At 64.1% G+C, this 13,889-nt stretch carries 15 protein-coding genes; 8 read left to right on the top strand and 7 right to left on the bottom strand.

Annotation, left to right across the window (positions count from 1 at the left end; translation table 11 throughout):
* Positions 1-291 precede the first annotated feature (291 nt).
* Positions 292-516, top strand: a complete 225-nt coding sequence (locus tag F0311_RS17770; protein WP_150463279.1) for a DUF433 domain-containing protein — start codon at positions 292-294, stop codon at positions 514-516.
* Positions 513-881 (top strand): DUF5615 family PIN-like protein, encoded by a 369-nt coding sequence (locus F0311_RS17765; protein ID WP_150463278.1) that lies wholly within the window; start codon positions 513-515, stop codon positions 879-881. The genes F0311_RS17770 and F0311_RS17765 overlap by 4 nt, the downstream gene beginning before the upstream one ends.
* 72 nt (positions 882-953) lie before the next feature.
* On the opposite strand, the gene F0311_RS17760 is transcribed toward F0311_RS17765, so the two are convergent.
* The 5 genes from F0311_RS17760 to F0311_RS17740 form a co-directional block, all read right to left on the bottom strand.
* On the bottom strand, positions 954-2,588 hold the full coding sequence (locus F0311_RS17760; RefSeq protein WP_223881475.1) for a recombinase family protein: 1,635 nt from the start codon (positions 2,586-2,588) through the stop codon (positions 954-956).
* Positions 2,557-2,811, bottom strand: a complete 255-nt coding sequence (locus F0311_RS17755) for a hypothetical protein (RefSeq protein WP_150463277.1) — start codon at positions 2,809-2,811, stop codon at positions 2,557-2,559. Before F0311_RS17755 ends, F0311_RS17760 begins: the two co-directional genes overlap by 32 nt.
* A gap of 99 nt (positions 2,812-2,910) precedes the next feature.
* On the bottom strand, positions 2,911-3,921 hold the full coding sequence (locus F0311_RS17750) for a ParB/RepB/Spo0J family partition protein (RefSeq protein ID WP_150463276.1): 1,011 nt from the start codon (positions 3,919-3,921) through the stop codon (positions 2,911-2,913).
* A 6-nt stretch (positions 3,922-3,927) separates the two neighbouring features.
* On the bottom strand, positions 3,928-4,704 hold the full coding sequence (locus tag F0311_RS17745; protein WP_317982631.1) for a hypothetical protein: 777 nt from the start codon (positions 4,702-4,704) through the stop codon (positions 3,928-3,930).
* A gap of 301 nt (positions 4,705-5,005) precedes the next feature.
* Entirely contained in the window at positions 5,006-5,971 is a 966-nt protein-coding gene (locus F0311_RS17740) for an oxidoreductase (protein WP_150463275.1), read from the bottom strand.
* Between the two features lie 52 nt (positions 5,972-6,023).
* Here F0311_RS17740 and F0311_RS17735 point away from each other — a divergent pair, with 52 nt between their 5' ends.
* From F0311_RS17735 to F0311_RS17710, 6 genes are all read left to right on the top strand, one after another.
* On the top strand, positions 6,024-6,458 hold the full coding sequence (locus F0311_RS17735) for a MerR family transcriptional regulator (RefSeq protein ID WP_150463274.1): 435 nt from the start codon (positions 6,024-6,026) through the stop codon (positions 6,456-6,458).
* Between the two features lie 255 nt (positions 6,459-6,713).
* Entirely contained in the window at positions 6,714-7,865 is a 1,152-nt protein-coding gene (locus F0311_RS17730; RefSeq protein WP_223881473.1) for a tyrosine-type recombinase/integrase, read from the top strand.
* Positions 7,862-8,197, top strand: a complete 336-nt coding sequence (locus F0311_RS17725) for a helix-turn-helix domain-containing protein (RefSeq protein ID WP_150463273.1) — start codon at positions 7,862-7,864, stop codon at positions 8,195-8,197. The genes F0311_RS17730 and F0311_RS17725 overlap by 4 nt, the downstream gene beginning before the upstream one ends.
* On the top strand, positions 8,194-9,648 hold the full coding sequence (locus tag F0311_RS17720; protein WP_150463272.1) for a hypothetical protein: 1,455 nt from the start codon (positions 8,194-8,196) through the stop codon (positions 9,646-9,648). Before F0311_RS17725 ends, F0311_RS17720 begins: the two co-directional genes overlap by 4 nt.
* Positions 9,649-9,685: 37 nt before the next feature.
* Entirely contained in the window at positions 9,686-10,243 is a 558-nt protein-coding gene (locus tag F0311_RS17715; RefSeq protein WP_223881472.1) for a ClbS/DfsB family four-helix bundle protein, read from the top strand.
* A gap of 142 nt (positions 10,244-10,385) precedes the next feature.
* On the top strand, positions 10,386-11,234 hold the full coding sequence (locus F0311_RS17710) for a hypothetical protein (RefSeq protein WP_150463271.1): 849 nt from the start codon (positions 10,386-10,388) through the stop codon (positions 11,232-11,234).
* A gap of 29 nt (positions 11,235-11,263) precedes the next feature.
* Here the strand turns inward: F0311_RS17710 and F0311_RS17705 are convergent, their stop codons facing one another.
* A complete protein-coding gene (locus F0311_RS17705; RefSeq protein WP_223881471.1) occupies positions 11,264-12,520 on the bottom strand; it encodes a restriction endonuclease in 1,257 nt (418 codons plus the stop codon).
* Positions 12,521-12,960: 440 nt separating this feature from the next.
* Positions 12,961-13,887: a helix-turn-helix domain-containing protein gene (locus F0311_RS17700; RefSeq protein ID WP_223881470.1), complete on the bottom strand. Its 927-nt coding sequence runs from the start codon at positions 13,885-13,887 to the stop codon at positions 12,961-12,963.
* Positions 13,888-13,889: the final 2 nt, after the last annotated feature.

Here is a 13,889-nt window from a genome sequence, read left to right as displayed (position 1 = left end):
CGTTCGCCGCACGGTCGTGAAGTTGTCCGGCGACAGCCGCGCCCGAGTCCGGGGGCCACACGTCCAGAGTCGCAAGTATGCTGGGAAATGCGCGAATGCGCGCGATCACAGGTGAGTGTGTTTGGGGCACCTCGGCTACCCCATTGCCGCACACCGCCCAGTCATCTGTCGGGGAACTTTTAGTTGAGGAACGACCCCTGACTACGCGGGGACTTTCACTGACCCTCGTCGCGATCTTCTCGGCGGCGAGCAAGGAGCGTAGTCTTGAACTCCAGAGAGGAGACGAGAATCATGGATCGAATTTCAGTAGACCACCGAGTCATGGGTGGGGTGCCCTGCATCCAGGGGACTCGCATCCCTGTGTCCATGATCGTTGGGCGGATTGCAGAGGGTGTTTCTGAGTCGGAGGTGCTGGAGGACTACCCGCAGCTCACCACTGATGACATCCATGCGGCCCTGCGGTATGCAGCAGCCGCGGTGGACCAACGAGAGCTGCCTCTCCAGCCGACTGCATGAAGTATCTGCTGGATGAGTGCCTCAGCGTACGAGTGAGAAAGATCCTGCGTGCCGCTGGGCACGACGTCGTGCATGCGGCAGACCTCGAACTGCTCGGCGAAGTCGATGATCATGTGATGCTGGCAGCCAAGCGAGACGGACGAGTTCTAATTTCCGCGGACACAGACTTCGGGGAGTTGCTGGCCAAGAGTGGAGACACCCTGCCTAGCGTGGTGCTTCTGCGTAGGGCTGGTAAGACTCCCGAAGAACAATCTGAGGTCTTGATCCGCAATCTCCCAGCGATCGAACCCGATCTCAAGGATGGTGCTTTCGCCACCATCAAAGATGAACGGATCCGGGTCCGGTCTCTGCCGCTGCATGGCTGAGTACGACCAGGTGCGCCCCAAGTGCGCCCCTATGGTCGGGTGAACCGCTCTGACTAGGGCGATGTGCTATGACTAACTGCTTTGCAAGCTGGATGTCAGGGGTTCGAGTCCCCTAGCCTCCACAATTGAAGACGTACTAGAACACCTGACATCGGTTGATGTCGGTTCTGGTGTGAGGGCGGCGAAGGGCTCAGCGAGTCGGATCGTCGCCCTTTCGTCTTCGCTGATGTCGATGCCGTTCGTGAGGGCTTGGTTCGCCAGCCGCTTGCCCTGCTCGTTCGTGCGGGCGTAGAGGTTGGCGCAGTCGACCAGCAGGCTCAGTGCCGTGCTGAGTTGCTTGCGTGATCCCTCGTGCTGGTCGTGTTCGCTGGCAAGCCTGCGGTCGATGTCAGCGAGCCCGGCGCGGATGCGGTCTTGGTGACGCTTCAACGTGTCGAGGTCGATCGCGTCGGCGAAGTGCGCGGCCAGGAGCTTGTCGCTCTCGTTCTGGAGTCGCTTGCGGTTCGCCGTCAGCTCGGCCAGTTCCTGGGAGCGGGAGGCGAGGCGTTCGTCGAAAGCTGCCTCGACCTGCGCCGTGAGGGCGGTGTACTCGTCCTCGGTGATCGCGACGTCGCGGTAGCAGTCGGCGACGAGTTGCTCGGCGACCCCGACGGGTACGGCGCGGCGGGTGCAGTTCTTGCGCTTGGAGGCGCGGCCGGAACAGACGTAGTAGGCGTACCGGACGCCTTGCTTGTTGGCGGGGTAGTCCAGTTGCATCCGCGACCCGCAGGTCCCGCAGAACAGCGAGCCCTTCAGGTAGTGGTCATGGGAGCGGCGTCGCTCGGAGGCGATCTTGCGGGCGTTGAGCAGTGTCTGTACCTGCTGCCAGGTATCGATGTCGATCAGCGGTTCGTGGGTGCCGGGCTGTTCCGCGCCTTTGTAGCGGACGATGCCGATGTAGTACGGGTTGCGCAAGATCTTGAAGAACCCCGAGCGGGCTACCGGCCCGGAGGCGCGCTTCGGGGTGGGCAGGGTGGTCAGGCCGCGGGCGGTGACTTCCGCGAGCAGGTCCACGACGGTGCGTTCCGCGGTGGCGTACTGCTCGAACACCCATCGCACGAGCGGTGCCCGCTCGGGGTCGATCTCCACGGTCCGGTACTCGCGGCCCTGCTCGTCGCGCTTACGGACGTTCAGGTAGCCGATCGGGGCGCGCATCGGTGTGCCGCCGGTCTCGAACTTCTGTGTGAGTCCCTTGGTGACCTCGGTGGCGAGGTTCTTGGAGTAGAACTCCGCAATCGAGGACATGATCCCGTGGAGTAGCATCCCCGAGGGGGTCTCGTCGATGTTCTCCGTCGCCGACACCAGAGTCACTCCGGCTTCGACCAGGCGGCGGTGAATCTCCACATCATCGAGCCGGTTGCGGGCCAGGCGGTCGATCTTGTGCACGATGCAGTAGGTGACCTGGTGGGAGGCGATGTAGTCCAGCATCCGCTGCAGGTCCGGCCGGTCCGCTGACCGGGCAGATTCACCTGCGTCGACGAACTCCGCGACGATCCGCGCGCCGAGTGCCTCGGCCTTGTGGGCGTTGGCCTCGCGCTGCGCGGGGATCGAGAAACCCTCGTCCCGTCCGCCCTTGGCCGCCTGTTCCTTGGTCGAGACCCGCTGATAGGTCACCGCCGTCAGCGACGGAGCGGTCTCAGCCTCGGGTGCGGAAGCCAGGAGTGTCATCGTCTTCATTTCCTCTCTCACCCGTCACCGCTGCCGGGCCGGGATGGTTGTGATCCTCGCGCGCGTCGCCGGCACGGCGGTGCGCTTCTGCGACATCTTCGGCGTGCAGCTGGTCGGCCAGGTGCAGGACGAGAGCGACGAGGCGCTTCGTGTCAGGTTCTTTCCGCACGCGTGGTTCGGCCGAGATCCTGCGGCCGTTGCTCGTGGTGCGGTAATAGCGCATGGAGGCAAGGTGCACCGCCGTTCCCCAAGATCAGCGACGGGGAAGGTAGCGCAGCCGATGGGTGAGGCCGGGTGTCTGAGGTGGCCGGGAGACTCACTGTCAGAGGGCTCGTAGGTGTGAGCGACGCTCATCCTGAGCGTGAGACTGTTCGCGGGCCGCATCGAGTCGATCGGCGAAGGCGTTGCTTCCTTTGAGGACGGCGTGGAAGGCTTCGACCTGGGCGTCGGTGAGTTCGACGGCGAGTTGGTCGAGGTCGTACTTCTCCCACCAGTCAGTTAGCTCATTCCAGGTCAGCACGAATGCCCGCACTGGCAACTGGATCACCTGGCCGTCACTGGCTCGTCTAGAGCCTGGCGTGCGCTTCTTGCGTTTTCCTTTCAGGTCGGCACGGGCGCGAGCAAGGGCTTCTTGGGCGAGCCGTTCCAGCTCTGTCTGGCGCTTCGTCCACTGCTCATCGGCCTCGCTGCGGATACGCTTGTAACCAGGATTGACAGAGCCGCCTGATTCGACCCGATCCAGCTCTGCTTGGGCGCGAGCCCGTAGTTCCTCGGGTTGGGCGGGATCGGCGGAGATCTTCTCGAGGTAGCCGATCTTGTCGAACGTCGAATATGAGACACCACCAGGAACCATCGCGGCAGCCTGCTCTCGCGTCGTCCCTAGAGCGCCGACTGACGGTGATGGAGAATTTCCATCACCGTCACTTCCCGTCCGGTGCTGACTGTTGAATCGCGTTGCTTCCTGCCGCCGGGCGGCGTCTTGAGACAAGAGCGCTTTCAGTTCGCGGTAGAGAGCAGCGGACTCCAGTGGGCTGAGCGGCTTGTGCAGCACGTTGTCGTCCTGTTCCGCCAGCAACTGCCCGAGGCGATCGGAGAGGCCGGAGCGGACCCACACGTTCACGGTCTTCCAGCCGAGCTGTTTGATGGCCGCGAGTCGTCGGGCACCGCAAACGAGGAACCCGTCGGGGGTGACGGTGATGGGTTGCAGCAGCCCGTCACGCTTGATGGAGGCGGCGAGGGCGTCGATGTCCCCGAGGTCGGTGCGGTGCCGGTTCCCGACCCGGATCGAGGCCACTGCCCGCTCCAGTTCGATCGCACCCTTCTGTTGGCTCATGGCCGGTCACCTCCCAGCTCCGGGAGCAACGAGCGACAGGGCCTCAACGAGGTCGTCATCGCATAGCAGGAGCGGCACGGTCTCTCCGATAAGGAGCCGTAGCAGTATGCCCCGACCGGCGGTAGTTGCCGCGTAGGCCGGTTCGGGCCTGCCCAGCAGCGTACGGAGCAGCACGTGCCATGCAGCAGACGGGATGTCGAGAAGCGCCCGGGCGTGTCTGTCGCGCCGCAGTGCCTCGAACGCTGTGTGCCGCGAGCCTGCGCGGGTGAGCGCGTCACAGACGTGCTCCACCCCGCTGCGCGCCGTGTCAAAGGGCCACCCCAACAGGGCGAAGAGTTCGATCGCATCCTCGACCGCCGCGCGAGCAGACATCGTTGCGTCTTCCGGCCCGGAGACGGTGAGTCGGGCCAAGCCATCGTCGGTGGCCGCGAGCACCGGGTGGTCATCCGCCCACGGGAAGGCCCGGTCCGAGAACCGTTCCGGGTCAGGGAGTGCAAAGATGTGCGGGCGACGTGCTTGGTGGACCGAGCAGAGCAGGCTTTGGGCGCGTTCTTCGTAGATGCAGGTGATCCGCACCGCGTGCGTGATGACGGCCCACGGGTCACGTGCCTCCCGCGCCGCGCGAGTGCGCATGACATCGAAGGCGGCGGAGGCTGCTTCCCACGGGTCCAGACCGTGCTTGATGGCAAGACCGGCGTACTTCTGCGAGGTGTACTCCATCAGGTCCGCCGCGACGGGATCACGCACCCAGGCGTCGTGCCCTTGCGTGTAAAGTCGACGCAAGAAGCACCGCAGCTCCTCACTTGTCAGCGGGCCTGCGGGCGCACTCGGGTCGGACCGTTCGTCGTGGAGCGTTGCGGTTCCGGTCATGACCTTGACACCTCCTGGCAGGTAGGTGCGCGCTCGCTCCCACGAGTGCGGAGAGACGCCGGGCCGCCGGTTATGGTCCGTGTCTTCGGAAACCGAGATGGCGCTCTGGCGTCGACTTTTCTGATTCGGTCTTGCCGAAGCGGGCACCTCTCTTCGTGTCCCCGACTTAAGACCAGAGCGGGGCTCAGCAGTTGGTGTCCGATGCGGGAGACCGTTAAAGAACATTGGTCGCCGTGATCGCAGAGGTGAGCTGCCAGAGACGTTCGGCGGATTCGGTGTTGAAGGCGTATGGCTGAACTCCGCCATCGTCCATCGAGTCCTGCGGTGCCGCGACGTGGGCGATATCGCAGTCCTCGAGGTAGAGACCGCCGCGACCACCTAGCAGTGGTGAGCTTGCGGCCCACAGACCGGTGGCCGCGCCCTGGCTCGGTGTCTTGAAGTCCTTGCCGATGACCTCGCCGGCCGCGTTGATCCAGCCAAGTCCGATCTGCTCTTCGAGGGGAACCTCACGCTGTAGGCCGGTGATGATCTTGCCGGGGTGTAGTGAGAATGCTCGTACACCGTCGGGGGTTCCGAGGAGGTCGAGATGGAGCGCGAAGAGGGCGTTGGCGGTCTTGGACTGCCCGTACGCCTTCCACTTGTCGTAGCCGCTCAGGAAGTGGAGATCGTTCCAGCGGATATCACAGGAGTGATGTCCGGCCGAGGAATAGACGACGACTCGCGCTCCGCCTTCGGCCAGCAGTCGGTACAGCCGGGTGATGAGAGCAAAGTGACCGAGGTGGTTGACGGTGAGCTGGTAGTCCCAACCCGGGCCGACCGGCTTCTGCGGTGTTGCCATGACACCGGCGGCGGCTATGAGTAGGTCGATCCGGTTGGTCAGTTCGGTGATCCTCTGCACGGCGCGGGCAATGCTGCCGAGGTCGGCAAGATCGACACCACCAAGGACCTTGGCGCCGGCGATGCTCGCGAGTGCGTCTCGTGCGACAGCTGCACGACGAGCTGGAACGAGCACCTGTGCCCCTGCGGCGGCAAGTGCCTTGGTGGTCTCCAGGCCGAGGCCGGAGTAGCCGCCAGTGACCAAGGCGTACTGGCCGGCCAGATCGACGCCCGCCAGAACGTCGGTGGTCGTGCTGGCCGCGGTGAAGCCGGTTCCGAGCGGATGCTGTTCAGTCAAGGTCATGTCATCGACGCTAGAATCTAGAGTGTCCTCTAGGTCAAGTGAGGGGTGTCGTATGGCCGATGACGATGGGCGAACATTCACGATCGGCGAAGTAGCCGGCGCTGTCGGGATGAGCGTGCACGCCCTACGCTTCTACGAGCGCGAACAGCTGCTCGTCGGACCCATCGAGCGGACCGCCAGCGGACGGCGACGATACCGCCCCGTCGACGTCGACTGGTTGCGAGTGTGCACCCGATTGCGCGAGTCCGGGATGCCTCTGACTGAACTCAAACGATTCGCCACCCTCGTCCGCGAGGGGCCGGGCAACGAGATCGAGCGACTCTCGCTACTGGACGCGCAACGCGAACGCGTCGACCAGCAGATCCGCGCCTTGGAACAAGCACGAGAAATCATCACCTGGAAGGTAGACGTCTACGAGCAGCACCTTCGCAACGACGAGGCCATCGGACTGTGGGACCCCACACTCACGACCGGCGCACAGCCATAAGCTCGCAACCAGAGATTGCCCCGCATGCTCGTGCGAGGCGACGCCGGATCAGCCGAAGCGCCTTGGTTCTCAGCACCGAACTGATCGTGCTTCGCTCACAAGCCACTGCGGAGGTGCCACACCTCTTGCAGATCGAGGTTAAAGTCCGCGAATCAACTCAGAGTTGACCGCTCAGGCAGGTGCAGGGCTGCGAATGGCCTACGACTCGATGTTGTACTCGTTGAGGGCAGCGGTATCGCCACCTTGTGGTAACTTGTGTTTGTCATTGTCAAATTAGAGTTGACAGGTTGGGGTGATGTGGTGGCGGAGGTTCCGGGGTCTGCGCGTCTGGTGCTGGCCTCGGGCGTGGTTCATCTGGACGAGCAGGCGGCGGTGTTCGCCGCGATGCTTCTCGGGTGGGAGCGGCAGCAGAAGTCCAGGCTGCTGGCCGAGGCGACGATCGAGCCTCGGATGGCGTTGCTGCGCCGTTTCGCGGAGTTCGCAGGTTCGTTCCCGTGGCGGTGGGGTCCGGGCGATGTGGAGGACTTCACGGTCTCGCTGATGAGTGGCAGCTCGCGTCTGGCGCCGTCAACGATCCGCAGTTGTCACCTGACGTTGCGGATGTTCTGTGACTACCTGCTTGATGTCCGTTACGGGTGGGTGGGCGAGTGTGAGCAGCGGTTCGGGTCGATCCCCTCGCAGGTCTGTCATGACTTCAACACGGTCGCGCATCTGAACGATTACGAGGGCCGGCCGGGCAGGCGTCCGTTCACTTACGAGGAGTTGCAGCACCTGTTTGACTTCCTTGACGCGCGGGTGGAGCGCATCACCCGTTCAGGTCGTAAGGGGGCGTGGGCTGCGTTGCGCGATGCGCAGATGGTCAAGACCTGCTACGCCTACGGGTTGCGCCGCCGTGAGCTCTGCAACCTCGATATTGCGGACCTGCGCCCGAACCCGCACATGCGTCAATGGGGCAGCTACGGCGCGGTCCACGTCCGCTACGGCAAAGCAGTCCGCGGTGGCACGCCCCGGCGCCGGAGTGTGCTCACGGTCCCCGAGTTTGACTGGGTGGTCGAGGGGATGCGGCAGTGGGTCGAGGACGCGCGGCCGTTGCTTGTCTCGGCTGATCGTGACGCTCTTTGGCTGACTGAGCGGCGCCAGCGGATCTCGGTGAACACGATGGATCGCCGGTTCTCCTGGCTGCGGGAGCAGGCCGGCCTCGGCGCGGACCTGTCGCTGCACTGCCTGCGGCACTCCTATGTGACGCATCTGGTCGAGTTCGGCTACCCCGAACGGTTCGTCACCGAGCAGGTCGGTCACTCCTACGCCTCCACCACCGCGATCTACACCTCAGTGTCCAACGACTTCAAGACCAAGACGCTTAAGGCCGCACTCGCGCGCGTCTACAACAGCAAGAAGGAGCGATGACCAGGAAGCTGACGATGCGCTGGCATCTGCGCCAGCTCATGGCTGCCAAGGGCATGTTCGCCACCACCGATCTGGTCGATCCGCTGCACGAGCGCGGGATCGAGATATCCCGGCAGATGGTGCACCGGATCGTGACGAAACCACCCCAGCGGATCAACACCGACCTGCTGGCTGCGCTCTGTGACATCCTGGACTGCACCCCCTCGGACCTGCTGGAGCTACACGTCGAACAGCAGCGCCAAGCACCGGCAGTCAATGACGGCGGTCCCGGGATCGGTGATCTGCGACCGGTGCGTGCTCGGGTGCGACGCCCCGACGGCACTACCGAGTGACCCGCACCAAACACCGGGAATGCGCCCGTTGCGGTCACCTCACCGCCACGGTGATGCTGCCGACCGGGCCGATCTGCTACCGCCGCCGCCGCGACATCGCCTACCACCCGGCCCTCTGCCCCGAGTGCTTCGAGCTGCGCCCGATCGCCTACCCCTCCACGAGCAGCTACGGAGTGCTGGTCTGCGCCGGATGCGCCGGCGAGGAGTCCGTGTTCTCTTGCGCCGAGCGCGGACGCGAGGACCACCCCTACAGCGCCACCCGTTGCGCCCGCTGCATCCTGACCGAACGTCTCACCACCCTGCTCACCGACCCCTCCACCGGGCACATCCACCACCAGCTCCGGCCGCTCTACGACGAGTTGGCGGCCGCGCCGCGGCCGCAGAGCGTGGTCACCTGGCTGAAGAAGCCGCCAGCGACCGGCGCCCGACTGCTCGCGATGATGGCCAGTGGCGACATGCCGGTCAGCCACGAGACGTTCGGCTCGCTGCCAGCGGACCGGTCGCACAACTACCTGCGTGAGCTGCTCGCCGCCTCAGGCGTGCTGCCCGCCTACGAGGCACCCATCGAGCACATGACCCGCTGGCTCGACGACACACTCGCGCCCCTGGCCGCCGACCACGCGGCGCTGATCGGCCGCTATGCGCGCTGGCATCTCATCCGGCACCTACGCGGCCTCGCCGCCCGCGGCGAACTGACCAAGACCGCAACCTATGGAGCACGTTCCCAGGTCAACGGCGCGATCCGGCTCTGCCAGTGGGCCACCGCACACGGCACCCCGCTCACCTGTCTCACCCAGGGCCAGTTGGAGGCATACCTCGCCGAGCACCCCGGCGCAGGAAACATCCAGCAACGGTTCGTCGCTTGGCTGCGCCGCACTCGAACCAATACCGCCGTCACGATCCCGTGGCGAGAGACCACCCTGCCTGAGGTCATCACCGCCGACGATGACCGCTGGGCACAGATCGACCTGCTGCTCCACGACGACACGATCCCGCTCTACGCCCGCATCGGCGGACTGTTCACCCTCCTGTTCGCACAGCCCCTGCAAACGATCGTCGCGATGCGCGCCGACCAGATCACCCTCGATGACGACACTGGCGTGCTCGTCACCTTCGACACCCTGCCCATAGAAATGCCCCCCGGACTCGACACCCTGATCCGCCGCCGCCTCATCCGCCCTGGCACACCCTCAATCGCCAGCACCGGCCACGGATGGCTATTCCCCGGACGCCACCCCGGCCGACACCTGGTCCGCGAAGTATTCCGCGGCAAGCTCGTCGCCTGCGGTATACGCCCCGGCGACTCCCGTCACGCCGCGATGTTCGCCCTCGCCAGCGAGGTCCCCGCGCCCGTCCTCGCCGAACTCATCGGCATCGCCAACAAGACCGCCACCAAGTGGGCCGCCCTCGCAGCCCGCGACTGGAACGGCTACATCATCGACCACAGCTAAGCTCTCAGGCTGGCAAACCGGACTCGTAGAATCAAGAATGAGAACCCAGGCGCGGACACGACAGCTCAACCCGCGCAGAACCGAGGCACCGATGGCCGTTCCTGCTACCAAGGATGACCTCCTCGCTGCGATCGAGAAGACTTTCACCCAGCTGGACAAGGACCTCGACCGGGTTCCTGCCGACGCCACTCGGGAACCAGTTTTGGAAGGCCATGTCAAAGGGACCGCGATGAGCCCTGCGGACCTGGTGGCCTACCTGATCGGCTGGAACCAGCAGGTCCTCACCTGGCACCGTCGCCGCGCCGAGGGGCTGCCAGATGAGTTTCCCGCCCACGGGATCAAGTGGAACGAGCTCGGCGTCCTCGCTCAGCGTTACTACGCTGAACACGCCTCCGACTCCTGGGACAGCCTGCGCGCTCAACTCCTCGACGCGAAGAACCAGAGCATCACCCTGATCCAGAGTTACTCGAACGAGGAACTCTACGGTGAGCCCTGGTACGGCAAGTGGACTATGGGACGCATGATCTCGTTCAACACCTCATCGCCCTATACCAACGCCCGCGGTCGCATCCGAGCCTGGCTCCGCACCCTCTGAGCCAACCCGCACGCCCCGCCGACACCTCCATAAGCGGAGCATTCGCGCCACTCGAATACGACACCTGCACCAGTAGGGTGCGGTCCGAAAAGGATTCCGAGAGAATGAACGAGCAGGTGTCGGCAGAACCGAGAGGAGAGCGATGTCGTTCGCAGATCGATTCGGGTACGCCCGCCCCGAACCCCCACGAACGCTGGTCGAGCGTGACAGTGATGCTGTCCGTCTGGTGCTATGGAACGTCGTTAGCGGCGGCGGAAAGAGCCCACTCGCCGCCTACCGGGGCCTTTGCGAGCACACCCAGCAACTTCCCGACGCGAACATCTGGAGCGATTCATACGCAGACGAGTCCGCAAGGGCAATCCTCGATCAGATGAGCTGGATCGATGTGTACGAAGCCTTGGAGGAGGAGTTCTCGAATGCGAGGGGGCAAGCACGTTCAGACATTGAGCGGGCCGCGAACCGGGCGCTCTCTCGAAGTGGGATCGCTTATGAGATGCGAGACGGGCGGTTCGAGTTCTACGAACCGGTTGCAAATCAGTTCGAAACTCGACACGATGAGGATGAGGCGCTTGCATCGTTGATGGACGAGTTCGAGCCGGTCCGCAAGCAGTACCTCAACGCACTGCGTAACCTGCGTAGCAAGCCGGTGAATCTCGAAGGCGCGGTAGCGGACGCAATCAATGCGCTCGAAGGGGTTGCGAAGATCGTTGCGGGAAGACCGCAAGCAACCCTCTCTGACGTTGCACGCAACCTGTTTCCTGGCAGCCCCGGCTACCATGCGCCGCTACGTCAAGCGATCGACAAGCTTTATGCCTATTCGAATCAGCTCCCGGGTAGCCGACACGGTCGGTATGCGGAACCTGAGATTGCCCACGCCGAGACTGTAATGGTCGTGCGCGCGGTTGGAGCCATCATCACGTTCCTCGTCACCCTGCATCGCGGTGAAGGAGTCGAGAGCCCAGCAAATCCCAGCCGAGCAGGTTGGTTCTGACCAGAGTCATGAGGGAAACCCCGGCCACTTTACGAGCGAAGACCGTAGCTCGCGATCAGGTCTGGTCGTTGCGACAACTGCGTCTCAAGTCGGCTGTCCGGCCAGAGCTCGATGAGCGGGAGTTTGCCTTCGGCGTTGTGTTTCTCCACGATCGTTACCGCATCAGTGGTGAATCGTCCGCTCGTGGCGATGACCAACGTTCGGACGACCGGCGGTTCCCAAAGTGGTAATGCGGCCAGTGTGTTCGTGATGTCAGCAGGAGCGACGGACTTTGATGTCCAGTGTTTTGCTTGAAGAATGACTCGCTCTGTCCGAGTCGTTCCACCGTCGTCCCTTATGACCCGTTCTGCGGAGAGATCGCGTCCTCGATGAGGCGCTCGCGTCTTCATCAACCACTCGACATTCTGATAGCTGGGGAAGCTTCGCAACAGGTCGAATAGTAGGCGTTCGAATCTGTCGTCATCCAGGACTGTCCACGTGATGCCGATGCTTGCGCCACCTGCGGGTCTTGCGGAAGCGGCGATGCCGAGGTCCATCGCTGGCACTGGCAGTGGGTCAGATTCAGAGAGGCTTGCTGCCGCGATGTCCGTTCGAACGGACGGCCAGTCCATCTCGGCGATGTCGTGCCAGTCGTGCCCCTGACCGAATCGGAGATGTCGGTGAAGATCACCCCATCTTCCTTTGCGATCGGTGGTGTCGCCGAGTAGTCGCTCGACCTCACTGATCGAGTCCTCAACCACCGTTGTTTTCGGATCATCTATGCGGTCTGGTGAGTCGCGCGCAACGGATTCGGTGATCTGGGCAAGTGTCACATTGATAGTGGAGGTGAGATCGTCCAGGCGATCGTGGATTGCTCGACGGCGCGCTTGAGCGAGTCTGAAGCGGTACTCATCGAGTTGGTGGCCAGGCTGCTCCAGTTCGTTCATGAGCGCGAAAGCAGGCTCACCGATCTCGAAGTAGTCGATAAAAGATTGCCCAGCCTCGTCAATGTCAGGAAGTTCCCCGGTAACGGCGAACCCGTTGATAGGAGGCAGGCCGGCGAGCAAGGGCGTCCATGCCCGGCGAAGGTCCTCGTATTCCCGGCTGGTGCCACGTTGTGGGCTCAATGGGATCATCGGCTGCGCGCGATCCCAGATCGCCTGAAGCTTGACTAGATTCGCTGCAGGCCCGGACTCATGCAGCCGGATCAGCAGGGCACGTAACCTCTCCGGGCTCTCGAACCCGTGGCTGGCCGAGCCAGCCGGGGCCGCAGGATCGCCTGCGCCAGGTGTAAAGTGCTCGTCCACGGTGACGCCTCCCGAAAGGGAGGTGCGCCACCAGCACCCAAACCGGGACGCCCGCTAGAGCGTCCCTACACCCGCCGCCCATCAGCGGCGCGCCGCTTGCCCCGCGCAGTACCCGCCGCCAGTCGTGCCGGGTGATGAGCTGTTCGACCGCACCCGTCTGGCGCTCTTGAAGTTCATCGGGTTTCGTTTCCCGCGCCGTTCGGGCTTTCTTGTTCGTCACCACAATCGACCTCCTCCCGGCGGGCCAACGGCGCGAGCCGGTGACCCTTGCGGCCATGAAGTGCGCCGGGAGGATCAGGAGGACGAGACGGACGGAACGGACGAGGCGACCACCAGGTTCTCCGATGAACCCGACGAGTCCCTACTGGACTACCCGCATCAAGCAGTGCGCGGGGTAGGTGCCCCGGTTCCCGCCGATATCACCCGGATCGCTGCCGATATCACCCGGATGTCGACGCCCGGCCCATCGCCCGGTAGCGGCTTGGCGGCACCCCGACACTGCGACGGAACTGGCGGGCGGCGAAGTCCGCATCGCCCCAGCCGACCTGATTGGCGATCACCGAGATGGGCGTATCGGTGGTGCGCAGCAGGTGTGCCATCCGCTCCACGCGCAGCATCGCGAGATACGCGATGGGAGACTTCCCGAACGCCTCCACGAACACCCGACCCAACTGCGACCGCGAAAGATGGACCTCCTCTGCCAGCGCGCGCAGCGTCCAACGCCGCGCCAGCTCACCACGCAACAAGTGCGCAGCGTGACGGGCTTCTTCACGCAAGGGTTCGAACTGACGGTGCCTCGGCAGCGACGGGCACGCCGCGCAGCGCTGGGAGGCCGTGAGACGGTGCGCAGTCACAGCAATACGCGGCATGATCACGTCCAGGACGGCGAACAACAGCGCTTGAGCGCGATAGAACCGATCCGGCGGCAGACCGTCTGCGCTGAGCACAGCGAGCTCGTCCAACCACGGCATCAGGAGCCCAGCACGACCCTCACCGAGCCGCACGACCTGGGCGGGCTCGGCATAGCGAGCGTCGAGAAATTGCTTCGCATCAAGACGGTCGGTGAACTGCTCAGCGTACTGCCAGAACACCTGATCGACTACATAGTCCCGGTCCAGATACAGTGTCGTCGTCGTGACCCAATCCTCGGGCTCGGCACCGCAGAGCGTGTTCGCGGCGAGCACGATCACGTCGCCCACGTTGACGTGTTGGACACCGAACTCGCTGAACAGCAGCGCGCCGCCAGCACGAACGACGATCACCTTCACGCAGTCGTAGGCGACCGGTTCGAGAGTCGCATGGGCGGTCGTCGTTCGAGCAAGAACAGGGGTGAATCGCGTCAGTGACCGGGCATCAGTCTCGGGCACGG

Origin of the sequence: Nesterenkonia ebinurensis, from assembly GCF_008711175.1 — a bacterium.
Lineage (GTDB): Bacteria > Actinomycetota > Actinomycetes > Actinomycetales > Micrococcaceae > Nesterenkonia > Nesterenkonia ebinurensis.
This window is presented reverse-complemented; position numbering and strand designations above follow the sequence as displayed.

What these genes read in the sequence shown, in the direction of transcription:
- F0311_RS17755 (WP_150463277.1), bottom strand. Translation starts at nt 2,811, where the DNA reads ATGCGCTATTACCGCACCACGAGCAACGGCCGCAGGATCTCGGCCGAA.
- F0311_RS17760 (WP_223881475.1), bottom strand. Translation starts at nt 2,588, where the DNA reads ATGACACTCCTGGCTTCCGCACCCGAGGCTGAGACCGCTCCGTCGCTG.
- F0311_RS17715 (WP_223881472.1), top strand. Translation starts at nt 9,686, where the DNA reads ATGAGAACCCAGGCGCGGACACGACAGCTCAACCCGCGCAGAACCGAG.
- F0311_RS17735 (WP_150463274.1), top strand. Translation starts at nt 6,024, where the DNA reads ATGGCCGATGACGATGGGCGAACATTCACGATCGGCGAAGTAGCCGGC.
- F0311_RS17710 (WP_150463271.1), top strand. Translation starts at nt 10,386, where the DNA reads ATGTCGTTCGCAGATCGATTCGGGTACGCCCGCCCCGAACCCCCACGA.
- F0311_RS17725 (WP_150463273.1), top strand. Translation starts at nt 7,862, where the DNA reads ATGACCAGGAAGCTGACGATGCGCTGGCATCTGCGCCAGCTCATGGCT.
- F0311_RS17750 (WP_150463276.1), bottom strand. Translation starts at nt 3,921, where the DNA reads ATGAGCCAACAGAAGGGTGCGATCGAACTGGAGCGGGCAGTGGCCTCG.
- F0311_RS17765 (WP_150463278.1), top strand. Translation starts at nt 513, where the DNA reads ATGAAGTATCTGCTGGATGAGTGCCTCAGCGTACGAGTGAGAAAGATC.
- F0311_RS17740 (WP_150463275.1), bottom strand. Translation starts at nt 5,971, where the DNA reads ATGACCTTGACTGAACAGCATCCGCTCGGAACCGGCTTCACCGCGGCC.
- F0311_RS17770 (WP_150463279.1), top strand. Translation starts at nt 292, where the DNA reads ATGGATCGAATTTCAGTAGACCACCGAGTCATGGGTGGGGTGCCCTGC.